Source organism: Halomonas garicola, assembly GCF_055382465.1.
Genome location: NZ_AP043931.1, coordinates 1,980,016 through 2,003,145, shown reverse-complemented (window position 1 = coordinate 2,003,145; position 23,130 = coordinate 1,980,016). Strand labels below are relative to the sequence as shown.

Annotated in this window: 26 protein-coding genes and 4 tRNA genes; 17 read left to right on the top strand and 13 right to left on the bottom strand. The window is 63.7% G+C overall.

All coding sequences use genetic code 11. The annotated features are described in order from the left end of the window. Positions 1-51 precede the first annotated feature (51 nt). Positions 52-1,026, top strand: a complete 975-nt coding sequence (cysB, locus tag ACZ46Y_RS09695; protein ID WP_311956552.1) for an HTH-type transcriptional regulator CysB — start codon at positions 52-54, stop codon at positions 1,024-1,026. Between the two features lie 26 nt (positions 1,027-1,052). Here cysB and ACZ46Y_RS09690 read toward each other — a convergent pair whose 3' ends face one another. Then, positions 1,053-1,676: a phosphoadenosine phosphosulfate reductase domain-containing protein gene (locus tag ACZ46Y_RS09690; RefSeq protein WP_311956553.1), complete on the bottom strand. Its 624-nt coding sequence runs from the start codon at positions 1,674-1,676 to the stop codon at positions 1,053-1,055. Between the two features lie 113 nt (positions 1,677-1,789). Then, positions 1,790-3,151, bottom strand: coding sequence for an aminodeoxychorismate synthase component I (pabB, locus tag ACZ46Y_RS09685; protein WP_311956554.1), 1,362 nt, complete (start codon positions 3,149-3,151; stop codon positions 1,790-1,792). A gap of 222 nt (positions 3,152-3,373) precedes the next feature. Between pabB and prpB the strand changes: the two genes are divergently transcribed. The 3 genes from prpB (at position 3,374) to ACZ46Y_RS09670 (ending at position 6,978) form a co-directional block, all read left to right on the top strand. Beyond that, complete coding sequence (gene prpB, locus ACZ46Y_RS09680; protein ID WP_311956555.1) at positions 3,374-4,264, top strand: methylisocitrate lyase; 891 nt, start codon at positions 3,374-3,376, stop codon at positions 4,262-4,264. Positions 4,265-4,326: 62 nt separating this feature from the next. Beyond that, positions 4,327-5,454: a bifunctional 2-methylcitrate synthase/citrate synthase gene (gene prpC / locus ACZ46Y_RS09675; RefSeq protein WP_311956556.1), complete on the top strand. Its 1,128-nt coding sequence runs from the start codon at positions 4,327-4,329 to the stop codon at positions 5,452-5,454. A gap of 48 nt (positions 5,455-5,502) precedes the next feature. Then, entirely contained in the window at positions 5,503-6,978 is a 1,476-nt protein-coding gene (locus ACZ46Y_RS09670) for a bifunctional 2-methylcitrate dehydratase/aconitate hydratase (protein ID WP_311956557.1), read from the top strand. A gap of 7 nt (positions 6,979-6,985) precedes the next feature. Here ACZ46Y_RS09670 and ACZ46Y_RS09665 read toward each other — a convergent pair whose 3' ends face one another. Further along, entirely contained in the window at positions 6,986-7,264 is a 279-nt protein-coding gene (locus tag ACZ46Y_RS09665; protein WP_311956587.1) for a ComEA family DNA-binding protein, read from the bottom strand. Positions 7,265-7,570: 306 nt separating this feature from the next. On the opposite strand from ACZ46Y_RS09665, the gene pyrF reads away from it, so the two are divergent. Then, positions 7,571-8,209: an orotidine-5'-phosphate decarboxylase gene (gene pyrF, locus ACZ46Y_RS09660; protein WP_464380092.1), complete on the top strand. Its 639-nt coding sequence runs from the start codon at positions 7,571-7,573 to the stop codon at positions 8,207-8,209. A gap of 25 nt (positions 8,210-8,234) precedes the next feature. Here the strand turns inward: pyrF and lapB are convergent, their stop codons facing one another. The 3 genes from lapB to ACZ46Y_RS09645 form a co-directional block, all read right to left on the bottom strand. Next, positions 8,235-9,434, bottom strand: coding sequence for a lipopolysaccharide assembly protein LapB (gene lapB / locus ACZ46Y_RS09655; RefSeq protein ID WP_311956559.1), 1,200 nt, complete (start codon positions 9,432-9,434; stop codon positions 8,235-8,237). A gap of 18 nt (positions 9,435-9,452) precedes the next feature. Then, entirely contained in the window at positions 9,453-9,758 is a 306-nt protein-coding gene (locus ACZ46Y_RS09650; RefSeq protein ID WP_311882412.1) for a LapA family protein, read from the bottom strand. 102 nt (positions 9,759-9,860) lie between these two features. After that, entirely contained in the window at positions 9,861-10,157 is a 297-nt protein-coding gene (locus ACZ46Y_RS09645; RefSeq protein ID WP_311956560.1) for an integration host factor subunit beta, read from the bottom strand. Positions 10,158-10,417: 260 nt separating this feature from the next. Here ACZ46Y_RS09645 and ACZ46Y_RS09640 point away from each other — a divergent pair, with 260 nt between their 5' ends. The 4 genes from ACZ46Y_RS09640 (at position 10,418) to ACZ46Y_RS09625 (ending at position 12,677) form a co-directional block, all read left to right on the top strand. Then, positions 10,418-10,711 (top strand): FAD assembly factor SdhE, encoded by a 294-nt coding sequence (locus tag ACZ46Y_RS09640; protein WP_311956561.1) that lies wholly within the window; start codon positions 10,418-10,420, stop codon positions 10,709-10,711. Positions 10,712-10,718: 7 nt separating this feature from the next. Continuing rightward, positions 10,719-11,075: a hypothetical protein gene (locus ACZ46Y_RS09635; RefSeq protein WP_311956562.1), complete on the top strand. Its 357-nt coding sequence runs from the start codon at positions 10,719-10,721 to the stop codon at positions 11,073-11,075. A gap of 385 nt (positions 11,076-11,460) precedes the next feature. Then, a complete protein-coding gene (locus ACZ46Y_RS09630; RefSeq protein ID WP_311956563.1) occupies positions 11,461-11,919 on the top strand; it encodes a hypothetical protein in 459 nt (152 codons plus the stop codon). A gap of 89 nt (positions 11,920-12,008) precedes the next feature. Beyond that, positions 12,009-12,677, top strand: coding sequence for a FliH/SctL family protein (locus ACZ46Y_RS09625; protein WP_311956564.1), 669 nt, complete (start codon positions 12,009-12,011; stop codon positions 12,675-12,677). A 198-nt stretch (positions 12,678-12,875) separates the two neighbouring features. Here ACZ46Y_RS09625 and ACZ46Y_RS09620 read toward each other — a convergent pair. From ACZ46Y_RS09620 to ACZ46Y_RS09595, 6 genes are all read right to left on the bottom strand, one after another. After that, positions 12,876-12,960: transfer RNA gene (locus ACZ46Y_RS09620), tRNA-Leu, on the bottom strand. 41 nt (positions 12,961-13,001) lie between these two features. Beyond that, positions 13,002-13,075, bottom strand: a tRNA-Cys gene (locus ACZ46Y_RS09615). Between the two features lie 9 nt (positions 13,076-13,084). Continuing rightward, positions 13,085-13,159: transfer RNA gene (locus ACZ46Y_RS09610), tRNA-Gly, on the bottom strand. Positions 13,160-13,227: 68 nt separating this feature from the next. Continuing rightward, on the bottom strand, positions 13,228-13,776 hold the full coding sequence (gene pgsA, locus ACZ46Y_RS09605; protein WP_311956565.1) for a CDP-diacylglycerol--glycerol-3-phosphate 3-phosphatidyltransferase: 549 nt from the start codon (positions 13,774-13,776) through the stop codon (positions 13,228-13,230). A 105-nt stretch (positions 13,777-13,881) separates the two neighbouring features. Beyond that, complete coding sequence (gene uvrC / locus ACZ46Y_RS09600) at positions 13,882-15,696, bottom strand: excinuclease ABC subunit UvrC (protein WP_311956566.1); 1,815 nt, start codon at positions 15,694-15,696, stop codon at positions 13,882-13,884. A gap of 117 nt (positions 15,697-15,813) precedes the next feature. Then, the gene (locus tag ACZ46Y_RS09595) at positions 15,814-16,464 is read right to left on the bottom strand and encodes a response regulator (RefSeq protein ID WP_311956567.1); all 651 of its coding nucleotides are present in this window, start codon (positions 16,462-16,464) and stop codon (positions 15,814-15,816) included. Between the two features lie 205 nt (positions 16,465-16,669). On the opposite strand from ACZ46Y_RS09595, the gene ACZ46Y_RS09590 reads away from it, so the two are divergent. Further along, positions 16,670-16,745: transfer RNA gene (locus ACZ46Y_RS09590), tRNA-Ala, on the top strand. A gap of 83 nt (positions 16,746-16,828) precedes the next feature. Here the strand turns inward: ACZ46Y_RS09590 and argF are convergent. Beyond that, a complete protein-coding gene (argF, locus tag ACZ46Y_RS09585) occupies positions 16,829-17,743 on the bottom strand; it encodes an ornithine carbamoyltransferase (protein WP_311956568.1) in 915 nt (304 codons plus the stop codon). A gap of 201 nt (positions 17,744-17,944) precedes the next feature. On the opposite strand from argF, the gene grxD reads away from it, so the two are divergent. The 7 genes from grxD to ACZ46Y_RS09550 all read left to right on the top strand — a co-directional run bounded on the left by grxD (position 17,945) and on the right by ACZ46Y_RS09550 (position 23,113). After that, the gene (grxD, locus tag ACZ46Y_RS09580) at positions 17,945-18,295 is read left to right on the top strand and encodes a Grx4 family monothiol glutaredoxin (protein ID WP_311956569.1); all 351 of its coding nucleotides are present in this window, start codon (positions 17,945-17,947) and stop codon (positions 18,293-18,295) included. A 104-nt stretch (positions 18,296-18,399) separates the two neighbouring features. Next, entirely contained in the window at positions 18,400-20,169 is a 1,770-nt protein-coding gene (dnaX, locus tag ACZ46Y_RS09575; protein WP_311956570.1) for a DNA polymerase III subunit gamma/tau, read from the top strand. 31 nt (positions 20,170-20,200) lie between these two features. Then, positions 20,201-20,527 carry a YbaB/EbfC family nucleoid-associated protein gene (locus ACZ46Y_RS09570; protein ID WP_311956571.1) on the top strand — a complete coding sequence of 109 codons (327 nt, stop codon included), beginning with the start codon at positions 20,201-20,203 and terminating at the stop codon, positions 20,525-20,527. 3 nt (positions 20,528-20,530) lie between these two features. Then, positions 20,531-21,136, top strand: coding sequence for a recombination mediator RecR (gene recR, locus ACZ46Y_RS09565; RefSeq protein ID WP_311956572.1), 606 nt, complete (start codon positions 20,531-20,533; stop codon positions 21,134-21,136). A gap of 47 nt (positions 21,137-21,183) precedes the next feature. Next, the gene (gene rnd / locus ACZ46Y_RS09560; protein WP_311956573.1) at positions 21,184-22,314 is read left to right on the top strand and encodes a ribonuclease D; all 1,131 of its coding nucleotides are present in this window, start codon (positions 21,184-21,186) and stop codon (positions 22,312-22,314) included. Beyond that, the gene (locus tag ACZ46Y_RS09555; RefSeq protein ID WP_311956574.1) at positions 22,311-22,610 is read left to right on the top strand and encodes a YcgL domain-containing protein; all 300 of its coding nucleotides are present in this window, start codon (positions 22,311-22,313) and stop codon (positions 22,608-22,610) included. The genes rnd and ACZ46Y_RS09555 overlap by 4 nt, the downstream gene beginning before the upstream one ends. Positions 22,611-22,663: 53 nt before the next feature. Beyond that, complete coding sequence (locus ACZ46Y_RS09550) at positions 22,664-23,113, top strand: YcgN family cysteine cluster protein (protein WP_311956575.1); 450 nt, start codon at positions 22,664-22,666, stop codon at positions 23,111-23,113. The last annotated feature ends 17 nt before the right edge of the window (positions 23,114-23,130 follow it).

The following is a 23,130-nucleotide window of genomic DNA, read 5'->3' as shown; positions in this document are numbered from 1 at the left end:
ATTGAAAATGTCAGCCGCTTGATCGGGCTGCCACCAAGAAAAGGCCAAAGCATGAAGCTACAGCAGCTACGCTACATCTGGGAAGTCAGGCGGCACAATCTTAACGTTTCGGCCACCGCGCAGAGCCTTTACACCTCGCAGCCGGGGATCTCCAAGCAGGTTCGCCTGCTGGAAGACGAGCTGGGCGTAGAGATCTTTGCCCGCAGCGGCAAGCATCTTACCCGGGTTACGCCGGCGGGTGAGGCGATTATCGAGCTGGCGGGTCAGGTGCTGCGGCTGACGGAAAACATCAAGGACGTGGCCCAGGAGCACAGCGACGAGCGGCGCGGCAGCATGGCTATTGCCACCACGCACACCCAGGCACGCTACGCGCTGCCCCCGGTGATTGCCGAATTTACCCGCCAATATCCGGACGTGGCGCTGCACATGCAGCAGGGCACGCCCAAGCAGATCGCCCAGATGGTCAGCGAAGGCCAGGCCGACTTTGCCATTGCCACTGAGTCGCTTGAGCTGTTCACCGACCTGATACTGCTGCCGTGCTACCGCTGGAACCGCTGCGTGCTGGTGCCCAGGGGCCATCCGCTGACTCGCCTCGACGGCGGCCTGACCCTGGAGGCCCTGGCCGGCTACGCCCTGGTCACCTACGTGTTTGGCTTTACCGGCCGCTCCCAGCTGGACGACGCCTTCAAGGCCCAGGGTCTTGCGCCCAACGTGGTGCTGACCGCGGCCGATGCCGACGTGATCAAAACCTACGTGCGCCTGGGTATGGGCGTGGGCATTGTGGCCGGCATGGCGGTTGACGAAGTCCTGGACAGTGACCTGGTCGCGCTCAGGGCCGACCACCTGTTTGAAAGCTCGACCACCAAGATCGGCATTCGTCGGGGCACCTTCATGCGTGGCTACATGTATGACTTCCTCGCCCGCTTTGCGCCGCACCTGGACCGGGACCTGGTAGACGCCGCCCTCACGGCCGGGCCGCGCCATGAGAAAACATTGTTTGACGACATCCGCCTGCCGGAATACTAGCGGCCGCGCCGGGCGGCCTTTTGTTTTCAGTGCTGCAGGTGCAGCCCGCATTCGCGCTTTTCTTCGCCTTTGGTGGGGTCAAAATAGTCGAGGTTGTTGGGCAGGTCGTGCGCCACCAGGTAGTCGTGCATCTGTTTGGCGCTCCAGTTAAGTACCGGGGCGATTTTTACCAGGCCGTTTTCGCCCGGGCTTGCCGGCTGCATTTTGGCGCGCGCGGCGGTGTCCTCGGCGCGCAGGGCGGTGAACCAGACGTCCGGGCGCATCTCGCTCAGGGCGCGTTCGAACGGCTCGATCTTGACCTCCCGGGTAAAGGCGGCGTGGCGCGGATCGTCAATGTCGGGAAAGTCGCCCTCTAGCGCCTCGCGGTGGGCTCGGGTGCGCCGGGGCACGTAGCTGATGACGTTGAGGGCAAGCCGGCGGACAAGCTCGTCGGCAAAGCGATAGGTGGCCGGCGTGTTGTAGCCGCTGTCCATCCACACGATCGGAATATCCGGCTTCACCCGGGTGACCATATGCAGAATGACCGCTTCAAATGGGCGGAAGTTGGTGGTGCAGAGGGGCCGGTTGCCCTGGCGCATGGCCCATTCGATCAGGGCGCTGGGGTCGTGACCGAGGTCGCGGTTGACGGTATCAAGCGCTGGAATTGCCATATTGTCTCCTGTGGCCGTGGGGTTGGCAGAAAGGCTAACAATAAGGCCAACCGGGGGCCCAATACCGTTTTGTTTGGTTTTTATATTCCTAAATATTTGGTTTTATCACTTTTTTATTCCAAAGAAGCTATCAGATGGCGGATTTTGTCCAGGGTCTCGGCGTGTTCGGCGTGCGGGTCAGAGTCGGCGACCAGGCCGCCGCCGCCCCAGACGTGGAGCGTCTCGCCGTCGGCCAGCACCGTGCGGATGGCAATGGAGGTGTCCATGCGCCCGCGCACGTCCACGTAGCCGAGGCTGCCGCAGTAGAGGCTGCGCTGGCAGGGTTCCAGCTCATTGATGATCTGCATGGCGCGGATTTTCGGCGCGCCGGTAATCGAGCCGCCGGGGAACGCGGCTTCCAGCAGGGCAAGCGGTGAGTAGCCGGCGGCAAGCACGCCCTGCACAACGCTGACCAGGTGATGCACGTTGGGGTAGCTTTCCAGCCCGCAAAGCAGCGGCACGCGCACGCTGCCCGGCCGGCATACCCGGCCGAGATCGTTGCGCAGAAGATCCACGATCATCACGTTCTCGGCGCGGTCCTTGGCGCTGTGCCGCAGCTCCTGTGCCCGGGCACGATCGCTTTCCGGCGTGTCGCCTCGGGGCCGGGTGCCCTTGATCGGGCGGGTTTCCACCCGGCCGTCGCGGACCTGGATAAAGCGCTCGGGCGACAGCGACATCACGGCCTTGTCGTCCCATGCCATGAAGGCGGAAAACGGCGTCGGCGTCGCTCGGCGCAGGCGGCAGTAAGCGGCCCAGACATCGCCCCGGTAGCGGGCAGAAAGCCGCTGGGCGAGATTGATCTGGTAGCAGTCACCGGCGCGGATGTAGTCCTTCACCCGAGCGAAGCGCTCGGCATATTCGTCCTGGCTCATGTCGGCACGAAACGGCGCGACAAGATGGAAGTCTCCGCTGGCGTCCGCCGGCTGATCAAGCCATTGCTTGACTGCCTCGGCGCGCGCCGGCGTGGCGGCAAGCCAGGCCCGATGCGCCTCGTGGTCGAATATGATTGCCCAGTTGTAAAGCCCCAGACGCGCGGCAGGAAGCGACGTCGCGGCGGGTTGGGCGCCGGCAACCCCCTGGTGCTGGCGGCCCAGGTCATAGCCCCAATAGCCCACCAGGCCGCCGAGAAAGGGCAGTTCGCTGGAAAGCCCGGGGGCCGGCAGCTGGTCCAGTAGCCAGGCCTGGGCAGCAAAGGCATCGGTAAGCTCGGCGGGCAGCGCGGCCAGGGCGTCGTCATGGCGCATTAGGCGCGGATGACCGCCGGCGTCTACATGAAGGGTGCCCAGCGGGTCGCTGGTCATGATGTCGTAGCGGCCGCGGGTCTCGGGGCGGCCGCTGTCGAGCAGCACAGCACCTGGGCGATGGCGCAGCCGGGCAAACAGCGCCAGCGGATCGCGGGCGTAGGACAGCGGGGTAAGCGTTAGCGGCTGGGTCATGTACGGGGTGTCGCCTTGCCGGAATGGGAGCGTCTTAAGTTCATATGAGCGCCTTATTCTAGGGGCGAGCCGCCGGCCTTGCCAGATACCGGCGGCGCTGCCGGGCAAGGGCCGCCGTTACGCGCGCAGCGTTTATACCTTTGGAGTAAACCGGGGGCCGCTGCTGGCTGGCGCATGAAACGATCTGTAGTATTTGGGGAAGTCTTTTCAGCGAGGATGACCATGACCGCACTCACCCCCGGCGCGCGCTTTCGCGCCGCGCTCAACCGGAGCCACCCGCTGCCGATCCTCGGCACGATTAACGCCTACACTGCGCTGATGGCCGAGCGCGTGGGGCACCAGGCGATTTATCTCTCCGGTGGCGGGGTGGCCAACGCCTCTTTTGGCCTGCCGGACCTGGGCATGACCACCATGAACGACGTGGTCGAAGACGCCCACCGCATCTGCGGCGCCACGGAGCTGCCGCTGCTGGTGGATATCGATACCGGCTGGGGTGGGGCCTTCAATATTGCCCGCAGCGTCAAGGAGATGCAGCGCGCCGGCGTGGCCGCCGTGCACCTGGAGGACCAGGTAGCCCAAAAGCGCTGCGGCCACCGGCCCAACAAGGCGATCGTGTCCCAGGCGGAAATGGTGGATCGCATCAAGGCCGCCGCCGATGCGCGCCTCGACCCCGAGTTTTTCCTCATGGCGCGTACCGACGCCTTCCAGAAAGAGGGGCTGGACGCCGCCATCGAGCGGGCCAACGCCTGCGTCGAAGCCGGCGCCGACGGCGTGTTTGCCGAAGCGGTGCACAGCCTTGACGACTACCGCGCCTTCTGCGAGCGCGTCGATGCGCCGATCCTGGCCAACATTACCGAGTTCGGCGCCACGCCGCTGTTCACCCAGGCCGAGCTTGGGGAGGCGGGCTGCGACATGGTGCTTTATCCGCTGTCGGCGTTTCGCGCGATGAACGCGGCAGCCCTCAACGTTTATCAGCGCATCAGGGACGAGGGTCACCAGCAAAGCGTGGTGGATACCATGCAGACTCGTGACGAGCTCTACGACATCCTTGGCTATCACGAATACGAGCAGAAACTGGACGCGCTGTTTGTCGGGCAGAGCGATGACGACTGATAGGGGCACGCTCTGACGCGGCCGGCGCGCCTGCGCCATTCACTTTTGTTCAGGAGACAACTATGGCGGAGCAGAAACTCAGCGGTGCCGGCCTGCGTGGCCAGAGCGCCGGCGAAACCGCGCTTTGTACCGTGGGCAAGTCCGGCTCGGGGCTGACCTACCGCGGCTTTGACATCCAGACGCTGGCGAATAACGCCCGCTTTGAAGAGGTGGCCTACCTGCTGCTCAAGGGCAAGCTGCCCAACCGCGCCGAGCTTGACGCCTATGTCGCCCGGCTGAAAAGCCTGCGCGGGCTGCCCGACGCGCTCAGAACCGTGCTCGAGCAGATTCCCGCCGATGCCCACCCCATGGACGTGATGCGCACCGGCGCCTCCATGCTTGGCAACCTGGAAACCGAGGAAAGCTTTGACGCCCAGCAGGATGTGGCCGACCGCTTTGTCGCCGCGCTGCCCTCGATTATTGCCTACTGGTACCGCTTCAGCCACGGCGGCGAGCGTATTGATACCCAAACCGACGATGAGTCCACCGGCGCGCATTTTCTGCACCTGCTTCACGGTAAGGCGCCGAGCCGGCTGCACGCCGACGCCATGAACGTCTCGCTGATCCTCTACGCCGAGCACGAATTCAACGCCTCGACCTTCACCGCCCGGGTGTGCGCCTCGACGCTCTCCGATCTGCACTCTTGCGTCACCGGCGCTATCGGCACCCTGCGCGGCCCGCTGCACGGCGGCGCCAACGAGGCCGCCATGGAGATGATCGAAGGCTTTGACTCTCCGGGTGACGCCGAGCGCGGCATGCTGGAAAAGCTCGAGCGCAAGGAAAAAATCATGGGCTTCGGCCACGCCATTTATCGCGAGTCCGACCCGCGCAACGCCATCATCAAAAAGTGGGCGGAAAAGCTGGCTGATGACGTGGGCGATACCGTGCTCTACCCCGTCTCGGTGCGCTGCGAAGAGGTCATGTGGCGGGAGAAGAAGCTGTTTTGCAACGCCGACTTCTTCCACGCCAGCGCCTATCACTTCATGGACATTCCCACCAAGCTGTTCACGCCGATTTTCGTCATGGCCCGGGTGACCGGCTGGTGCGCTCACGTATTCGAGCAGCGCGCCAATAACCGCATTATCCGCCCCAGCGCCGACTACACCGGCCCCGAGCACTGCGACTGGGTGCCCATCGACCAGCGCGACTGATGGCGCTTTTGCCAGCCCGATTTCCGCCAATGAAGCAAAGAGGTTTGCATGTCCGACGACAATCAGCGCCCCGACTATGATCACGAACTGCAGCGCATTGCCGACTATGTGCTGAGCGCACCGGCGCCCTCAGCCGAGGCCTGGGAAACGGCTCGCTACTGCCTCATGGATACCCTGGGCTGCGGCCTGTTGGCGCTGCGCTTTCCCGAGTGCACCAAGCACCTGGGGCCCCAGGTGCCCGGCACCCAGGTGCCCCAGGGCGCGCGGGTTCCGGGGACGTCGTTTTGCCTGGACCCGGTCAAGGCGGCCTTCGACATCGGCACCGCGATCCGCTGGCTGGACTACAACGACACCTGGCTTGCCGCGGAGTGGGGCCACCCCTCGGATAACCTGGGGGCGATTCTCGCCGTGTCCGACCACCTATCCCAGCAGCGCACGGCTCGGGGTGAGGCGCCGCTGACCATGGACGACGTGCTTCAGGCGATGATCATGGCCCACGAAATCCAGGGCGTGCTGGCGCTGGACAACAGCTTCAACCGCGTGGGACTGGATCACGTGGTGCTGGTCAAGGTGGCCTCGACCGCGGTGTCGGCGTGGCTGATGGGCGCGGACCGCGAACAGCTGCTTTCCGCGCTGTCCCACGCCTTTGTCGACGGCCAAAGCCTGCGCACCTACCGTCACGCGCCCAACGCCGGGTCGCGCAAAAGCTGGGCGGCGGGGGACGCCACCGCCCGGGGCGTGCGCCTGGCCGACATGGCCATGCGCGGCGAGATGGGCATCCCCGGTGCGCTGAGCGCCCCCCAGTGGGGCTTTTACGACGTCGCCTTCAGCCATACCAACCGGGACCTGGCCACCAAGCCGGAAGGCGAGCGCCGCTTCAGCTTCCAGCGCGAGTTTGGCTGCCACGTGATGGAAAACGTGCTGTTCAAGATTTCCTTCCCCGCCGAGTTTCACGCCCAGACCGCCTGCGAGGCGGCGATGGCGCTGCACCCGGACGTTGCCGGCCGGCTGGACGAGATTGAACGCATCGAGCTTGTCACCCACGAGTCGGCCATTCGCATCATTGCCAAGACCGGGCCTTTGGCCAACCCCGCCGACCGCGACCACTGCCTGCAGTACATGGTCGCCGTGCCGCTGATTTTCGGCGCGCTTGAGGCCGAGCACTACGAAGACGACTTTCACGCCGCGCATCCCCAAATCGACCGGCTCCGTGGGCTCATGCAGGTGGTGGAAGAGCCGCGCTACTCCGCCGACTACCTGGACCCCGACAAGCGCTCCATTGCCAACGCCGTTCAGGTGTTTTTCAACGACGGCAGCCATACCGACAGGGTCGAAGTGGAATATCCCATCGGCCATCGTCGCCGGCGGGAAGAGGGGATGCCGGAGCTGGTCGAGAAGTTTACCCGCCATCTGGCCACGCGCTTTCCGCCCCGGCAGGCGGACGCCATCCTGGCCCAGTGCAAGAGCACCGACGCGCTGGAAGGCACGCCGGTGCACCGGTTCATGGATCAGTGGCGGATATAGCGGGCGCTTAAAACTCGACTTCGTCGCGAATCTTGTCCACCGTGGCCTCGCCGATACCGCTGACCCGGGTGAGGTCGTCGGCGTCTTTAAACTCGCCGTTGGCTTCGCGTTCCTTGATCAGGGCTTCGGCGCGGCTGGGGCCGATACCCGGGAGTTCTCCCAGCAGCTCGGCGTCGGCGGTGTTGACGTTGATGGGGGCTACCTGCTGCGCGATAGCGCCGCCGGAAAGGCCGAGCGTAAGGCTGAGCAGTAGGGCAGCGGTGAGTCCTTTGAGCGTCATGTTGATCCTCCATGGGAGTGCTGTACGGGCAACGTGCGTGGCGGGAAGGCCTCACGCCCTTTCACGTTAGCCGGCGGGCAAGCGCGGCATGTCAGCCAGCCCGGGCCGGGGATGTAAGACAACGGCTACGGCGCTGTCATCCATGGCGTACAGGCATTGCTGGCGTACAGGGCTTGCCGGGTCAGGCTTCACCGGCGCGCCGCGGCTGATATACTGCGCCATGCTGACACTCTCCCGGGGAGCCATAACGTGACGACGCCACCTTCGCTGATTATCGCGCTGGATTACCCTTCGCTGGATGCCGCGCTGTGCATGGCCGACCAGCTCGATCCCGCGCGCTGCCGGCTGAAAGTCGGCAAAGAGCTTTTTACCCGTAGCGGCCCGGCCGTGCTGGAAGCCCTTCACGGGCGCGGCTTCGAGGTCTTTCTTGACCTGAAATTCCACGACATTCCCCACACCGTGGCCAGCGCCGTCCAGGCGGCAGCGGAGCAGGGCGTGTGGATGGTCAACGTGCACGCCGGCGGCGGGCGCCAAATGATGGCAGCCGCCGCCGAGCGCCTGGCCGCTCATCGCCTGGCCACCCACCTGATTGCGGTGACCGTGCTGACCAGCATGGAAGCATCAGACCTGGAAGAAGTGGGGGTCGGCGGAACGCCGGAAGACCAGGTTCGGCGCCTTGCGCTCCTGGCCCGCGACAGCGGCATGAGTGGGGTAGTCTGCTCGGCCCGGGAGGCGCCGCTGCTGACCGCCTGCTGCGGCGAGAACTTTTTGAAAGTGACGCCGGGCATTCGGCCGCGCTTTGCCGCCGCCAACGATCAGCAGCGCATCATGACGCCGGCGGACGCCATGCGGGCCGGCAGCACGCACCTGGTGGTGGGGCGACCGGTAACTCGGGCCGATGCCCCGATGGCTGCCCTCGAGGCGATTGAAGCCGAGCTTGCCGGCGATTGATGCGATGGCAGCCGCCGAGCAGCGGCTACTCGCCTTCGACCCCGGTGATCGGCTTGACGCTTCCCCAGTGGCGGCAGCTGGGGCACTGCCAGGTAAGGGTTTCGCCGCTGAAGCCGCAGCGCTGGCAGCGATAGCGGGGGCGGTTTTCCAGCAGCGCCCGGGTATGATGCTTGAGCAGGAAAAGCCGCGAGTCCGGGGGTTCCCGCCCGCTCAGGCGCTGGCTTTCAATGTAGAGGTCGAGCAGGTAGTCGAGCCCGCCAAGGCTTGGCGATACGCCCAGGCGCTCGCCGGTGCGTTCAATGGCGACGTCTACCCCGTCGCGCCGGTGAGTCAGTTCGCCAAGGGTCACGATGACGCTGGTATAGGGGGCGTCTTCCAGCAGGGCGAGCAGGTGGCGCTCGAAGCCGGCCTCGTCACCGGCGCGGCGGTAGGCACGCTGCAGGCCCGGCAGCATGGTGGGAATATGCGCTTTTTCTTGGTCAGCGACCTGGCCCAGCCGGGCAATGGCGTCCGAATAGTGGCCTTTGTCCATGGCCAGCTCGGCGAGCAGCAGGTTGGCGCGTACGCAGCGGGGGTCAAGCTGCAGCGCTTTTTTTAGCCGGCGCCGGGCCAGGGTCCGGCTGGCCTGGATCACGTCCTGTTCGGCCAGCTCGCACTGCCAGTGGGCGGCCGCCCCCTGCATGTCGGGCTGCTGTTCCAGCAGCGGCTGCATGACCTCAAGCGCGCTCTGCCAGTCTTTCTCGCGTTCAAAGAGATCGATCAGTAGCCGCCTGGCGGTGGTCCGGTGGGCTTCGTGGCGGCTGTCGGCATCGACCTGCTGCAGGAGACGCTGGGCTCGGTCGTGTAGCCCAAGCGCCATGAAGTCCCGCGCCAGCTCCAGCTGTACCTGCTCATTCTGCAGGGCAGGAAGCGCCGGGCGGGCGAGCAGATTCTGATGGATGTTGACGGCCTTGTCGGCTTCGCCGCGAGTGCGGAAGAGTTTGCCCAGGGCGATATGGGTATCAACGGTGTCGCTGTTGACCTCAAGCGCCTGGATAAAGGTATTGATGGCTTCGTCGGGTTGCTCGTTGAGCAGGTAGTTGAGCCCGATAAAGTAGTCCCGGGACAGCGCCTCGGACGGGTCTGGCAGCGTTTGTCTGGCACGGCGAAGCGCCTGGCGGTAACCCAGCCCGAAGCCGATGGCAATGGCGGCCACCAGCACCCCCAGCAGCACGGCATCGAGCATTCAGGCGCTGTCCTTCATTCAGGCGAGCTCCTTGAGCTCCCGGGTGCGCAGGCGGTCAAGCTCCTTGCGCTGCTGTTTATTGCTGCGCCGGGCGCTGGCTAGCCGCGCCTTGAGGCGCACGTAGACGCCGAGCATGGCGAGCATCCCGACGATCACCCCGGCGGTAAGCGTTGCCAGCAGCCAAACCGAAAGCGATACCGGCGGCAGCTCCAGCCAGATAAGGTCGAGTGCTATGGTTTGTTGGTTGTTGACGGCGAAAAGAATGCCGACCAGCAATACCACCAGCAAAATGGCAGCAAGTAAAAGCCCTTTGATCCAGCGCATGATGAATGTCCTGATTGGTAGCGTATCCGGTGCCCTATTGTGTATGACTCGGGGCGCCGCGTCACCCCGCGGCGGCCGTGGCCGGGAGCGGACTGACCCGTGCTAATAGCCCTGGGTGCGGCTCTCGTCGACCTGCTCGCGCAGCTCCTTGCCGGGCTTGAAGTGCGGCACATATTTGCCGTCGAGCTCCACCGGGTCTCCGGTTTTGGGGTTGCGGCCGGTGCGCGGCTCGCGGTAGTGGAGCGAAAAGCTGCCAAAGCCGCGGATTTCTACCCGGCTGCCGCTTGCCAGGGTATCGGTAATGTCGTCGAGTATCAGGCGCACGGCGGTTTCTGCTTCCTTGAGGGAAAGCTCCGGCTTCTGCAGTGCAATCTGTTCGATCAGCTCTGATTTGGTCATCGGTTGGCTCCATGCAACGACAGGGGTGGGGCGCCGGCGAGAAACGCAGAGGCAAAGAGTATCGGCGGCCGCGGCGCGGTGTCGCCCAAGTGTGCAGCGGTATTCAGCATACTGCTCCATTGTGGATAAAACAATTCAGCGAAAACAAGGTACTAGCCTGCGTCGCCGATAATGGCAGCATAGGCCGGAAGTGCCGCTGTCGCGAACGTGCGTGTGCGCTATACTGGCGTTTCCTTTCATCAACGCAAAAGAGGCCGACGTTGAGCGACGCGACTTCCCCGGAAGCAATCCAGCGCAAACGACTGTACTGGCACTCCCGCCGCGGCATGTGGGAACTGGACCTGCTGCTGATCCCGTTCCTTGAACGGTGCTATGACACCCTGAGTGCCGATGACCAGGCGGTCTACCGCCAGCTGATTACCGAAGAAGACCAGGACCTGTTCGCCTGGCTGATGCGTCGGGAGTGGCCTCAAGATGCCTCGCGCCGGCGCATTGTCAAAATGATTGTGGCCCATGCGGAAAGCCTCGATAGCGCTGCCTATCGCGGCCTCTAAGGTCCGCTTGGGAGCTCACGGACTGCTGCTGGGGCTGGCGGCGTGGGTTGTCGGGCTGTGCCTGGGTTTCATCGCAGCGACGGTCTGCGCCGCGCTTGGCGCTCTCTGGCTGTGGCAGGCGCGCCGTCGCGAGCCAAGGGGGACGCTTGAGGTAAGCGTTGACGAGACGAGCGTACAGGGGCGTTTTCTGCCCGTGCCCTCCACGGCGTTGCCGCCTGTCTGGGCGCCGCTCGAGTGCGACTATCTCGGCCCTTGGCTTGCCGGTCTGAGGCTTGGCGGCAAGCGGCTATGGCTATGGCCTGACAGCGCGCCTGCGGATGCCCGGCGCCGGCTTCGCCGGGTGTTCCACCGCCCCGGCAGCTGAGTCAGCCGGTGGCCGGCGAGCTGCATGGCCAGCGTCAGGCCGGCCATGCCGCCGCCAATCATCAGCACCTTGGTATGTGGGCAGGCGCGATAAGCCCATCACGATAAGCGTGGGGCGAAAGATTTGAGCCTGTGAGCGAGACTCAAGGATAGACGATGACTCCGCGCCATCTTTCCATGATGGCCGGAAAGGCGATTTCTTGAATTATCAACAATGCTAACTAAGCTTTATTTGGAAGGCTCTTGGAAAATACCCAATGAAGTTGTTGATACAAAAATAACTAATGGAGAAACTGATGTTTAAGAAAATGCTCTTGGCTTCCGCTATATCAGCTCTCTTGGTCACAGGCAGCGCCGCTGCCCAGCAAAGCGGTGAGCAAGGCTGGATGAATAGCGAACGTAGCTATGATTCCAGCACTCAGCGCTACGACAGCGGACAGCAAAGCCGTTCCGGCAACATACATCAAAATCGTGACTACAACGATCAGCGCAGCCGCTACGACAACGACCGGCAAAACCGCTACGACAGCGATCAGCGCAGCCGCTACGATAGCAACCGGCAAAACCGCTACGACAGCGATCAGCGCAATCGCTACGATAGCGACCGGCAAAACCGCTACGACAGCGATCAGCGCAACCGCTACGACAGCAACCGGCAAAACCGCTACGACAGCGACCAGCGCAACCGCTACGACAGCAACCGACAAAACCGCTACGACAGCGATCAGCGCAATCGCTACGATAGCGACCGGCAAAACCGCTACGACAGCAATCAGCGCAATCGCCATGACAGCAACCGGCATAACCGCTACGACAGCAATCAACGCAATCGCAACGACTATTAAGTAGGCTGACAAGGTCGGAGTGATACTTGGATAAACATTAACAATTAACCGAGCGCCCGTGCGCCTCGATAAATACCCAAGGAGTAGTCATGTACAGCCAACTTCTAATGGCTTCCATCGTGTCGGCCACACTCGTTACCAGCAGCGCCGCTATGGCTCAGCAAAGCGATAATCAGGATCGTCAGCCATGGCGCGATAGCCAAAGCAGTCAGCGGTTTGATAATCAGGAACGCTACGATAGCGACCAGCATCGCCAGCAATGGCGTAACCGGGACTACGAGGATCGCCAGGCACAGAATCAGCGCTTTCGGCCTGATCATGACAGCAGCGACCGAGAACGTTCCCGTTCTGGCTCGTCGGATCGATCCTGGCAACAGGATCGCAATGCCTCCGGGAAGAGCCATCGGGGCGGCGATTCGCAAGAACGGTGGGACCGGGGCAGCCGGCAGCAGGACGACTCGTCGCAGTTTTTCCAATACATCTATCTACAGGGATATATGGAGGGCAAGGAGGAAGGCATCCAGCAGGGGCTATTGAGAGGTTTCCAGCAAGGCTACACCCAGGGGCTCCAGCAAGGCGACAGCGATCAGAATGATCCACGCCGCCAAGGGTATCCCGGCGCTCAGGACGAAAGAAGTCAGCGCAAGAACCCGAGCAGCCAAGGCACCCCTGGTAGCGAATCTGACGACGCGTCAAGCCTCGGGTCTCGCTCCACCACGAATAGCGGCGACGATAACAAGCAGGACAAGGATGAATAATGGCATCAGCTGAAGTCGGCGATAAGCTCGGCCCATCGGGGACCGGGCTTTTTTTATCACGGTCAGCACAAGCAGCAAGAGGCAAGGATGTAGCGCAATGCCGCTGCGCGAAGTAGCGATACGAATATCGCTAAAAGTAACGGTAACTAGCTGATAATAAAAACTAAGATTAGTTTTCAGCAATAGGGAAAGCGCATGTGGTGCCCGGAGCCGGACTTGAACCGGCACGCCATTAGGCAAGCGATTTTAAGTCGCTAGTGTCTACCTATTCCACCATCCGGGCGAGGCATGCGAAAACTAAGAGGGGGAGGATACTCAAAGAAATGGAGGCTGGAGTCGGAATCGAACCGGCGTTAACGGAGTTGCAGTCCGCTGCATCACCACTCTGCCATCCAGCCTCAAGTCGTTGGAGCGGGAAAGGAGATTCGAACTCCCGACCCTCGCCTTGGCAAGGCGATGCTCTACCACTGAGCTATTCCCGCTCGACTCGCTGGCGAATTATACGCAGGTTGCCCCCGTTGTCAATGGACGAATCACTGCATCGGGCGATTTACATCTCCCGGCTAAGATGCGGCCAGGCGGCCTTGAGGTACTGGATCATGGACCACAGCGTCAGCAGGGCAGCGGCGTAGAGGGTGACAATCCCCAGGTTAGCCATCAGGTGTCCCGGAGGAAAGCCCAGCAGCACCAGTATGGCCGCCATCTGCAGCGTGGTTTTTAACTTGCCGATCCAGGACACGGCGACCGCGCCGCGCTTGCCCATTTCGGCCATCCATTCGCGCAGGGCAGAGATGACGATTTCGCGGCCGATGATCACCAGCGCCGGTAGCGTCAGCAGCCAGGTATCAAAGCGTTCGATCATCAGCGCCAGCGCCACGGCGACCATGAGCTTGTCCGCCACCGGGTCGAGAAACGCGCCGAAAGGGGTGGATTGATTCCAGCGCCGGGCCAGGTAGCCGTCCAGCCAGTCGGTAACCGCGGCCAGGGCGAAAAAAATCGCGGCGGCCGACATGCTCCACTTGAACGGCAGGTAAAACAGCACCACCAGTAGCGGGATGAAGGCGATTCGGGCGAGCGTGAGGATATTGGGTATGTTCATCGCGGGGTGCGATCCTTGCCGGAAAAACGGAAGAAAGCGTCGGAGCGTCGTGAGCGCCCGGCTATTCTATCCCTCTTGTCGAGCGGCATCCATGCTCGCCGCGCTTTATCCGTGGAGCGACTGATAAATCACGTCGGCCAGCGCTTCGCTGATGCCGGGGACCCGGGCAAGCTCGGTGCGGTCGGCTTTTTGTACGCCCTGCAGGCCGCCAAAAAAACGTAGCAGCTCCCGGCGGCGCTTGGGGCCGATGCCGGGGATCTCCTGTAGCGTCGAGGTGCGTCGGGTCTTGTCTCGGGCGGCGCGGTGGCCGGCGATGGCAAAGCGGTGGGACTCATCGCGGATGTGCTGCACCAGATGCAGCGCCGGCGAGGTGGCCTCCAGGGCCAGCGGGTGTTCGGGGGTCTCGAGAAAGAGCGTTTCCAGCCCCGCCTTGCGGGTGGTGCCCTTGGCCACGCCGAGCAGGATAATGTTGTCGATGCCGAGCGTTTTCAGCACCTCGCGGGCCATGTTGAGCTGGCCTTTGCCGCCGTCCACGATTAGCACGTCAGGAGCAACGCCGGCGTCGTCGGTCACGCGCTTGAGCCGCCGAGTCAGCGCCTGCTGCATGGCGGCGTAGTCGTCGCCGGCGGCAACGTTCTTGATGTTGAAGCGGCGGTAGTCGCTTTTGCGCGGCCCGCCGGTATCGAATACCACGCAGGAGGCGACGGTGGCCTCACCGTGGCTGTGGCTGATGTCAAAGCATTCGAGCCGTTCGGGCATGGCATCGAGCCCCAGGGCTTGCTGCAGTGCGGCAAAGCGCTCGTGCATTTGCTGCTGATCGGCAAGGGTGGTCGCCAGGTGCTGCTCGGCGTTGGTGATTGCCAGATCCTGCCACTGCGCGCGGTGGCCACGCACCTGATAGGCCAGACGAATGCGCTTGCCGGCGTGCTGGGAGAGCGCGCTTTGCAGCAGCTCGGCGTCGTCCAGGGCGTGGGAGGTAATGATCTCGGCGGGGATTTCGTGCGGCTGGGCAAGGTAATACTGGCCGATCACGTTGGCGAGCAGCCTGCCGGGGTCAAGATCAAGGTCGTTAGGCGGAGTATGGTGGCGCGCGCCCAGCAGGCGGCCGTCGCGCACGCTGAGCACGGCTACGCTCAGGCCCCCGGGGCGCTGGGCCAGCGCGAAGACGTCCGCATCGCCGCCTTCAGTATCGACAAACTGGCGCTGCTGCAGCGCTCTGAGCTGCTGAATCTGGTCGCGCAGCCGCGCGGCTTCTTCGAAATCCAGCGACTGGCTGGCCTGCTCCATGGCATCGGTGAGCGTTTGGGTCACGTGCTCGCTCTTGCCTTCCAGGCACATGATCGCGTGCTCCAGATCCCGGCGGTAGTCGGCTTCGCTGATGTAGTCCACGCAGGGCGCGCTGCAGCGGTCGATCTGGTATTGCAGGCAGGGGCGCGAGCGGTGAGCAAAGACGCTGTCTTCGCAGCTGCGGATGCGGAAAATTTTCTGCATCAGCGCCAGGCTCTCGCGCACCGCGCCGCTTCCGGGGTAGGGGCCGAGATAGCGGCCGTCGTTTTTTCGCTGGCGGGCGCGCTTGTACTCCAGCGCGGGAAACGGGTGGCGATCGGTGACGAAGATGAACGGGTAAGACTTGTCGTCGCGAAGCAGGATGTTGTAAGGCGGACGCCAGGACTTGATCAGCGTTTGCTCAAGCAGCAGGGCCTCGATTTCGCTGCGGGTCACGGTGATCTGGATATCGGCAATGCGCCCGACCATGGCCTGGGTCTTGGCGTTCAGGCGCCCGCGGAAATAGCTCGCCAGGCGGGCGTTCAGCCGCTTGGCCTTGCCCACGTAAAGGGTGTCGCCCTGGGCGTCGAGCATACGGTAAACGCCCGGCGAGGCGCCGACGGTACTCAGAAACTGCTTGTGGTCAAAGCTCATGGGGCAAGATTAATGACGCAACGTTCGTGTTCATGGGGTGCCGCCCAGTCTAACAGACTTGGCCCGGCGTATAGCCGGACGATCCTTGTCGGTACCGCGGCCGAGTAAAAGGCAGTGCTAAGGCGGCGTGGCGTCAAAACCGTCCACCAAGCCGTGGTGCAGCGCCAGGTGAGTCAGCTCTACGTCGGTGCTGACGTTGAGCTTTTCAAACAGCCGGTAACGGTAGGTGTGAACGGTTTTGCTGCTCAGATGGAGGCGGTCGGAGATTTCCTGAACGCGCTGGCAGTTGACAATCATCAGGGCGATTTGCAGCTCGCGCTGGGAAAGCCGGTCAAATCGGCCGGCTTCTCCGGCAATGTTGGCCAGCGCCAGACGCTGGGCAACGCTTTGCCCGATATAGCGCCGGCCGTGAAAGACGTGGCGAATGGCGTCGAGCATTTCGTGGTAGCTGGAGCTTTTGTTCAGAAAGCCGGCGGCCCCTGCCTCTAGAATGGGGCGGGCCAGACTGTCCTTGGTTTGGGTGGTTAACGCCAGCACTTTAATCTCGGGCATGCTGCGATAAAGCCGCCGGGTGGCTTCCAGCCCGCCGATACCCGGCATGCGGATGTTCATGAGCACGACATTGGGGCGCTTCTCGCGACACTGGGCGATCGCGCTTTCGCCGTCGGCGGCCTCACCGGCAATGGCAATATCGCACTCCTGGCTGAGCCGATGCGCGATGCTTGTTCTGACCAGATGATAATCGTCAGCAATCAGTAAGTGGATCAAGGGGCAGCTCCTGCGTGGCAAGTCAGCTGAACCGCTACAAGGCCGGGTCATATAAGGGGTAGGCGTTAAACCGTCAAGCGCAAGCCGTCAAGCCGATAGTGCCACACCTTTTTCCGGGAGACGTAGTGCAAGATGCGTTTTTTATGGCGGCTTGACTCGGCTAGGTTCTGCCCTTATGATTCGCCTCGCTGCTGAACGCAGCCTTGGGGCCTTAGCTCAGCTGGGAGAGCGCAACACTGGCAGTGTTGAGGTCAGCGGTTCGATCCCGCTAGGCTCCACCAGATTTAAAAACCGCCCGATGGCTCAGACCATCGGGCGGTTTTTTGTATGGCTCGGCAGCGGCTGGCTGCCACGGGGCAGCGGCTTAGCTGACCCGCCCCAGCAGCAGAAATTCGATCAGCGCTTTCTGCGCATGCAGGCGGTTGCCGGCTTCCTGCCAGACCGCGGCGCGGGGGTCGTCCAGCAGCGTGGCGCTGATTTCCTCGCCCCGGTGGGCGGGGAGGCAGTGCAGAAACAGGGCGTCTTCTCTGGCGCGGTCGAGCAGCGCCTCGGTGACCTGAAAGCCGGCGAAGTCGGCCTCGCGCTTGGCCTGCTCTTCTTCCTGACCCATGGAGGCCCAGACGTCGGTGGTGACCAGGTCAACGTCGTCCACGGCCTGCTGCGGATCGTGAAGAATGCTGACGCGATCCCCCGCCGCGGCGACGATATCGGCTCGGGGCTCGTAGCCTTCGGGGCAGCAGACGCGCAGGTTGAAGTCGAACTGGCGGGCGGCGTTGATCCACGAGTGGCACATGTTGTTGCCGTCGCCGATCCACACCGCCGTGCGGCCCTGGATTCGGCCGCGCAACTCGGTCCAGGTCATCACGTCGGCCAGCAGCTGGCAGGGGTGGTAGTCGTCGGTAAGCGCGTTGATGACCGGCGCAGCGCTTGCCGCGGCGTATTCTTCAAGCCCCGCGTGGGAAAAGGTGCGGATCATCACCGCATCAACCATTTCCGCGAGCACCCGGGCGGTATCGCCGATGGGTTCGCCGCGGCCCAGCTGGGTATCCCGCGGAGACAGAAACAGCGCGTGGCCGCCAAAGTGCGCCATGGCGGTTTCAAACGACACTCGAGTGCGCGTCGACGACTTCTCGAAGATCATCGCCAGGGTGCGGTTGGGTAGCGGCGCGTAGTTGGGCCCCTGCGCCTTAAGGTTGCTCTTGATGGTGATGGCCCGCTGGATGAGGTAGTGCAGCTCGTCTGGAGACAGGTCCAGAAGGGTCAAAAAATGGCGCGCCATGAGAGCTCTCCGTGCAAAAAGACTATCCTAGCGGCGCGGTAGGGGATGCGCAACGCGGGCCGCATTGGGTAGGATGGCGCTAGGCTGCAAGGCCTAGTAGCATGGTCGGGTATTGGCAGAGCCGGAGTTGATTCGGCGACGCGACCGTTCTCGAAACCGACGCAGGGCGATGCCTTGCGTCGGCAATCCCAAGGAGGCCTCATGAGCACAACCGTGGAAAACATTCAGCAGCAGATCAGCGAAAATCAAATCCTGATTTACATGAAAGGCACGCCGCAGCTGCCCCAGTGCGGCTTTTCGGCCCAGACCGTACAGGCGCTGATGAGCTGCGGCGAGCGCTTTGCCTTCGTCAACGTGCTGGATAATCCAGACGTCCGTGCCGAGCTGCCCAAGGTGGGCAACTGGCCGACGTTCCCCCAGCTGTGGGTAGAAGGCGAACTGGTTGGCGGCTGCGACATCGTCGTCGACATGCACCAGAACGGCGAGCTGGAAAAGCTGGTCAAGGGCGCGGCCCAGCGCGCCGGCACCGCCGAAGAAGGCGACAACGCCTGAAGCGTCGCTTCTGCCGTATCTCGGCAGCGGTTGGCGGGCACGGTGGCAGCCGCTAGAATGGCGCCTTTCCCTGTCTCTTTGCCCGCCGAAGGATATTCTGCCCCATGAGCTATCAGGTTCTGGCCCGCAAATGGCGGCCGCGCACATTCCATGAACTCGTGGGGCAGACGCACGTGCAGCGCGCCCTGGTCAATGCCCTTGACCAGGGGCGTTTGCATCATGCCTACCTGTTTACCGGCACCCGCGGCGTGGGCAAGACCACGCTGGCGCGGATTCTGGCCAAATGCCTCAACTGCACGGCAGGCGGCAAGGGGGATGAAGGCGTCACGTCGACCCCCTGCGGGCAGTGCGACAGCTGCCGGACCATCGACGAGGGCCGCTTTGTCGACCTGATCGAGGTGGACGCCGCGTCGCGCACCAAGGTGGAAGATACCCGCGAGCTTCTGGACAACGTCCAGTACGCGCCGACCCAGGGGCGCTACAAGGTCTACCTCATCGACGAGGTGCATATGCTTTCCACCAGCAGCTTCAACGCGCTGCTGAAAACGCTGGAAGAGCCGCCGCCCCACGTCAAGTTTCTGCTGGCGACCACCGATCCGCACAGGCTGCCGCCCACGGTGCTGTCGCGCTGTCTACAGTTTACTCTCAAGCATCTGCCGCCGGAGCGCGTGGTCGAGCATCTGACCCACGTGCTTGGCGAAGAGGGCATCGCGTTTGAAGAAAGCGCGCTGTGGCTGCTGGGCAAGGCCGCCGAAGGCTCCATGCGCGATGCCATGAGCCTCACCGACCAGGCCATCGCCTTTGGCCAGGGCGTCGTTCACCATGCCGACGTGGCCGCCATGCTGGGCACGCTGGACCATCGCCACGTGCTGGCGCTGGTCGAGACGCTTGCCGAGGTAGACGTAGCTCGCCTGCTGGAGGAGGTGGCCCGGCTGGCCGAGCAGGGCCCGGACTTTGCCGCGGTGCTCGACGACGTTACGGCTATTTTGCACCGCCTGGCGGTGGCGCAGATGGTCCCCGACGCGGTGGACAGCGGCCACGGCGATCGTGAGACCGTGCTCGCGCTGGCGGCGCGTTTCACTGCCGAAGATGTCCAGCTTTACTATCAGATCGGCATCCAGGGCCGCGGCGACATGGCCCACGCGCCGGATTTACGCAGCGCCCTGGAAATGACTCTGATGCGCATGCTGGCGTTTCGCCCCCAGGGCGTGCCCCGGCCGCCGGCCACGCCGCTACCGCTGCAGCCCGAGCGGCCGGCTGAGCCGCCACCGGCGTCGCCCATCCCAAAGTCTGAGCCGGCTTTGGAGCCGGCGCGCGACGCCGCGCCGGAGCCGGACTCAACGTTGGAAGCGGCCCCCGAGCCGGCATCTCAGCCTGCTCCTGAGCCGGTGATTGAGACGGCTGTAGAGACGGCGCCCGTACCGCCCGAGCCCGATCCGGCTGCCCCCGAGCCTCGGGAGCCGGCAGCGTCCGATCGGCTGGACCACGCCGGCTGGCTTGACGGCTTCGCCGCGCTGGGGCTCGGCGGGCTGACGCGCAGCCTGGCCGCGAACTGCCAGCTCAAACACGACGACGGCGCGACCCTGGAGCTGCGCCTGGATCCGGAGCAGGCGGCCATGCAGGCGGAGATACACGAAACCCGTATTGCCCGGGCGCTTGCGGCCCAGGGGCTAAAGCGCCGGGTAGCCTTTACCCCGGAGCCGCTGGATCCGACGCTGGAAACGCCCCGGCAGCGCGAAAGCCGGCTGGCGCAGGCGCGCCACGCCCGGGCGCTTGATACGCTTAACCGTGACCCCCATGTTCAACAGCTCAAGGAAACGTTTGGCGCCACCTTTATAGATAACGGCGTGACGCCTGCCCGGGGCACCGACTGAAAACGATATTTTACCTGTCTGGAGAGAGACCATGATGAAAGGCGGAATGGGCAACATGATGAAGCAGGCCCAGGAAATGCAGGAAAAGATGCAGCAGGCCCAGGAAGAGGTCGCCAAGGCCGAAGTTCAGGGCGAAGCCGGTGCCGGCATGGTCAGAATCACCATGAACGGCCGCCACGACGTCAGCAAGGTCGACATCGATCCGAGCGTCATGGAAGAGGACAAGGAGCTGCTGGAAGACCTGCTGGCCGCGGCGGTCAACGACGCCGTGCGCAAGATCGAGGCCAATTCCAAGGAGATGATGGAAGAAGCGACCGCGGGCCTGAACCTGCCGCCCGGCTTTAAAATGCCGTTTTAAGCGATGCGCTTTTCTCCGCTTGTCGAACAGCTGATGGAAGCGTTCCGAGTGCTGCCGGGCGTGGGGCCAAAAACCGCCCAGCGCATGGCCATGCACGTGCTGGAGCGCGAGCGCGAAGGCGGCAAGCGCCTGTCAACCACGCTCGCCGAGGCGGTCGAGGCCGTGGGCTACTGCAGGCGCTGCCGTACGCTGACCGAGGCCGAGCTGTGCACACTGTGCGAAAGTCCGCGGCGGGATGAAACGCTGCTGTGCGTGGTCGAGTCGCCGGCCGACCAGCTGGCCATCGAAGAGGCCGGGGGCTTTAGCGGGCGCTATTTCGTGCTGCACGGACACCTGTCGCCCATTGACGGCATCGGGCCCGAAACCATCGGCCTTGAACAGCTGGAGCAGCTCGTGGCCGAGGGCGCGATAGGCGAAATCGTGCTGGCCACCAACCCCACGGTAGAAGGGGAGGCCACCGCGCACTACATTGCGACCCGGCTTGACGCTTACGGCGTGACGTTCTCACGCCTGGCCTACGGCGTGCCCATGGGCGGCGAGCTTGAGTACGTCGACGGCGGTACGCTTAGTCGGGCGTTCAACGGCCGCCTGCCGTTCACCAGCGAATAAACTCTGCCGTGCACGCCGCGCGTGCGCCCTGACCGGAAATCCTGCTTTTGTCCTTGATTGACTCCCCCTCGTACCAGTGGATTGCCACGCCCCGGGCGCTGGATGATGCCTGCGCGCAGATGGCGACGGCCGACGTGATCGCGCTGGATACCGAGTTTTTTCGTGAAAAGACGTTTTATCCGCTGCCGGCGCTGTTTCAGTTTGCCGCGGGCGGCATGACCTGGCTGGTCGATCCGCTGGCGATTGACTGCACGCCGGCGTGTCGGGCGCTGTTGCAAAGCGACGCGCTCAAGCTGATCCATGCCTGCAGCGAAGATCTTGAGGTGTTCCAGCGCTGGGCCGGCGTGCTACCGGCGCCGCTGATGGATACCCAGGTAGCCCAGGGTTTCCTGAGCGACACCCCGGGCATGGGCTATCAGAAACTGGTAGAGCACTGGCTGGGGGAAACCCTGCCCAAGGAAGAAACCCGCTCCGACTGGCTCAAGCGTCCGCTGAGCCGGGCCCAGTGCGACTACGCCGCGCTGGACGTGATCTGCCTGCTGGAAGTGTGGAAGCGCCAGGGTGAAGCGCTGGAAAAAAGCGGGCGCATGCGCTGGGCGCTGGCCCAGTGCCGGGCGCTGGTGGAGCAGGCCGGGCGCGGCGCCGACCAGGACGCGAAGTGGTTTACCCGCCAGCGCCAGCTGTGGCGGCTTGCCCCGCGCCAGATCGAGGCCTACCGGCTGATGACCACCTGGCGCGAAGGCGAGATCCGCCGGCGCGACCTGCCGCGCAACTGGCTGGTAAGCGACAAGGTGCTATTCGCCGTGGCCGATGCCATGCCCAAAAACCGCTTTGAGCTGGCCGCGATAGAAGAGGTGAAGCCGTCGCTGGTCAAAAAGGAGGGCGATACTCTGCTGGCGCTGGTGCAAACAGCCCGGGAGCGGGATGCAGAAGCGCTGCCCCGGGTCTGGCCGGACCCCGCGCGGCCGCCGTTCAAACCCTTGTTCAAGGCGTTGAAAAAGACCGTCAGCGACCGCGCCGCCGCGCTGGGTATGGCGCCGGAAATGCTCCTGCGCCGGCGGGATATCGAAGCCATTGCCATGCAGGCGCTGGCCGGTGAAACGCCCGTACTGCCCGACGGCTGGCGCGGCGAATGCCTGAACGAATCGTTGACCCGAACCCTTGAGGAAGCATCATGACCGCCGCCGACCGCATCATCTGCGAGGTGTTCAAAAGCTCGCGCAAGGAAGAGATGTACCTGTACGTCGACAAGCGCCAGGGGCTTGAAGAGATCCCCGAGGCGCTGCTCGAGCAGTTCGGCAAGCCGGTGCCGGTGTTTACTCTGCTGCTGACCGCGGACAAGCCGCTGGCCCGAGTCAATGCCGCCGACGTGCTGGCCGCCATCGCCGATCAGGGCTACTATTTCCAGATGCCGCCGGCGAAAGACGACTATCTGCTCGATCTGTACCGGACACCCACTCAGGCCGTTTACTAGGCGTGGCGAGAGCCACCAGCTCGGTAAACCGTGAAGAAGGAGGGCAGACGACCATGCCGATGCGCGAACGCTTCTGGGAGCGCTTCTCCCTGGAAGAACTCAACGACGCCGAATGGGAGGCGCTGTGCGACGGCTGCGGCCAGTGCTGTCTGCTCAAGCTCCACGACGAGGACACCCAGGAAGTGGCCGTCCTCAACGTGGCCTGCCGGCTTTTGGACACCCACAGCTGCCAGTGCAGCGACTACCCCAACCGCTTTGACAGCGTGCCCGACTGTATTCAGCTCACGCCGGCGCTGGTCCGCGAGTTTGCCTGGCTGCCGTCCACCTGCGGCTACCGCCGCGTGGCCGAAGGGCGCAAGCTTGCCGGCTGGCATCCGCTGCTCAGCAACGACGCCGAACGCGTCCACCGCAAGGGCGTGAGCGTGCGCGGCTACGCCATCTCCCAGGACTGGGTGCCCGAGCACCGCCTGGAAGAGCACGTGATTGCCGTGTTGCCAATCTAGGCGGTGAAGCGGGCGGC

What these genes read in the sequence shown, in the direction of transcription:
- ACZ46Y_RS09570 (WP_311956571.1), top strand. Translation starts at nt 20,201, where the DNA reads ATGATGAAAGGCGGAATGGGCAACATGATGAAGCAGGCCCAGGAAATG.
- ACZ46Y_RS09670 (WP_311956557.1), top strand. Translation starts at nt 5,503, where the DNA reads ATGTCCGACGACAATCAGCGCCCCGACTATGATCACGAACTGCAGCGC.
- ACZ46Y_RS09555 (WP_311956574.1), top strand. Translation starts at nt 22,311, where the DNA reads ATGACCGCCGCCGACCGCATCATCTGCGAGGTGTTCAAAAGCTCGCGC.
- grxD (WP_311956569.1), top strand. Translation starts at nt 17,945, where the DNA reads ATGAGCACAACCGTGGAAAACATTCAGCAGCAGATCAGCGAAAATCAA.
- ACZ46Y_RS09645 (WP_311956560.1), bottom strand. Translation starts at nt 10,157, where the DNA reads ATGACCAAATCAGAGCTGATCGAACAGATTGCACTGCAGAAGCCGGAG.
- cysB (WP_311956552.1), top strand. Translation starts at nt 52, where the DNA reads ATGAAGCTACAGCAGCTACGCTACATCTGGGAAGTCAGGCGGCACAAT.
- ACZ46Y_RS09550 (WP_311956575.1), top strand. Translation starts at nt 22,664, where the DNA reads ATGCCGATGCGCGAACGCTTCTGGGAGCGCTTCTCCCTGGAAGAACTC.
- ACZ46Y_RS09690 (WP_311956553.1), bottom strand. Translation starts at nt 1,676, where the DNA reads ATGGCAATTCCAGCGCTTGATACCGTCAACCGCGACCTCGGTCACGAC.
- pgsA (WP_311956565.1), bottom strand. Translation starts at nt 13,776, where the DNA reads ATGAACATACCCAATATCCTCACGCTCGCCCGAATCGCCTTCATCCCG.
- pabB (WP_311956554.1), bottom strand. Translation starts at nt 3,151, where the DNA reads ATGACCCAGCCGCTAACGCTTACCCCGCTGTCCTACGCCCGCGATCCG.
- argF (WP_311956568.1), bottom strand. Translation starts at nt 17,743, where the DNA reads ATGGCGCGCCATTTTTTGACCCTTCTGGACCTGTCTCCAGACGAGCTG.
- dnaX (WP_311956570.1), top strand. Translation starts at nt 18,400, where the DNA reads ATGAGCTATCAGGTTCTGGCCCGCAAATGGCGGCCGCGCACATTCCAT.
- lapB (WP_311956559.1), bottom strand. Translation starts at nt 9,434, where the DNA reads ATGCTCGATGCCGTGCTGCTGGGGGTGCTGGTGGCCGCCATTGCCATC.
- uvrC (WP_311956566.1), bottom strand. Translation starts at nt 15,696, where the DNA reads ATGAGCTTTGACCACAAGCAGTTTCTGAGTACCGTCGGCGCCTCGCCG.
- ACZ46Y_RS09650 (WP_311882412.1), bottom strand. Translation starts at nt 9,758, where the DNA reads ATGCGCTGGATCAAAGGGCTTTTACTTGCTGCCATTTTGCTGGTGGTA.
- recR (WP_311956572.1), top strand. Translation starts at nt 20,531, where the DNA reads ATGCGCTTTTCTCCGCTTGTCGAACAGCTGATGGAAGCGTTCCGAGTG.
- ACZ46Y_RS09630 (WP_311956563.1), top strand. Translation starts at nt 11,461, where the DNA reads ATGAATAGCGAACGTAGCTATGATTCCAGCACTCAGCGCTACGACAGC.
- pyrF (WP_464380092.1), top strand. Translation starts at nt 7,571, where the DNA reads ATGGCCGACCAGCTCGATCCCGCGCGCTGCCGGCTGAAAGTCGGCAAA.
- prpC (WP_311956556.1), top strand. Translation starts at nt 4,327, where the DNA reads ATGGCGGAGCAGAAACTCAGCGGTGCCGGCCTGCGTGGCCAGAGCGCC.
- ACZ46Y_RS09625 (WP_311956564.1), top strand. Translation starts at nt 12,009, where the DNA reads ATGTACAGCCAACTTCTAATGGCTTCCATCGTGTCGGCCACACTCGTT.
- prpB (WP_311956555.1), top strand. Translation starts at nt 3,374, where the DNA reads ATGACCGCACTCACCCCCGGCGCGCGCTTTCGCGCCGCGCTCAACCGG.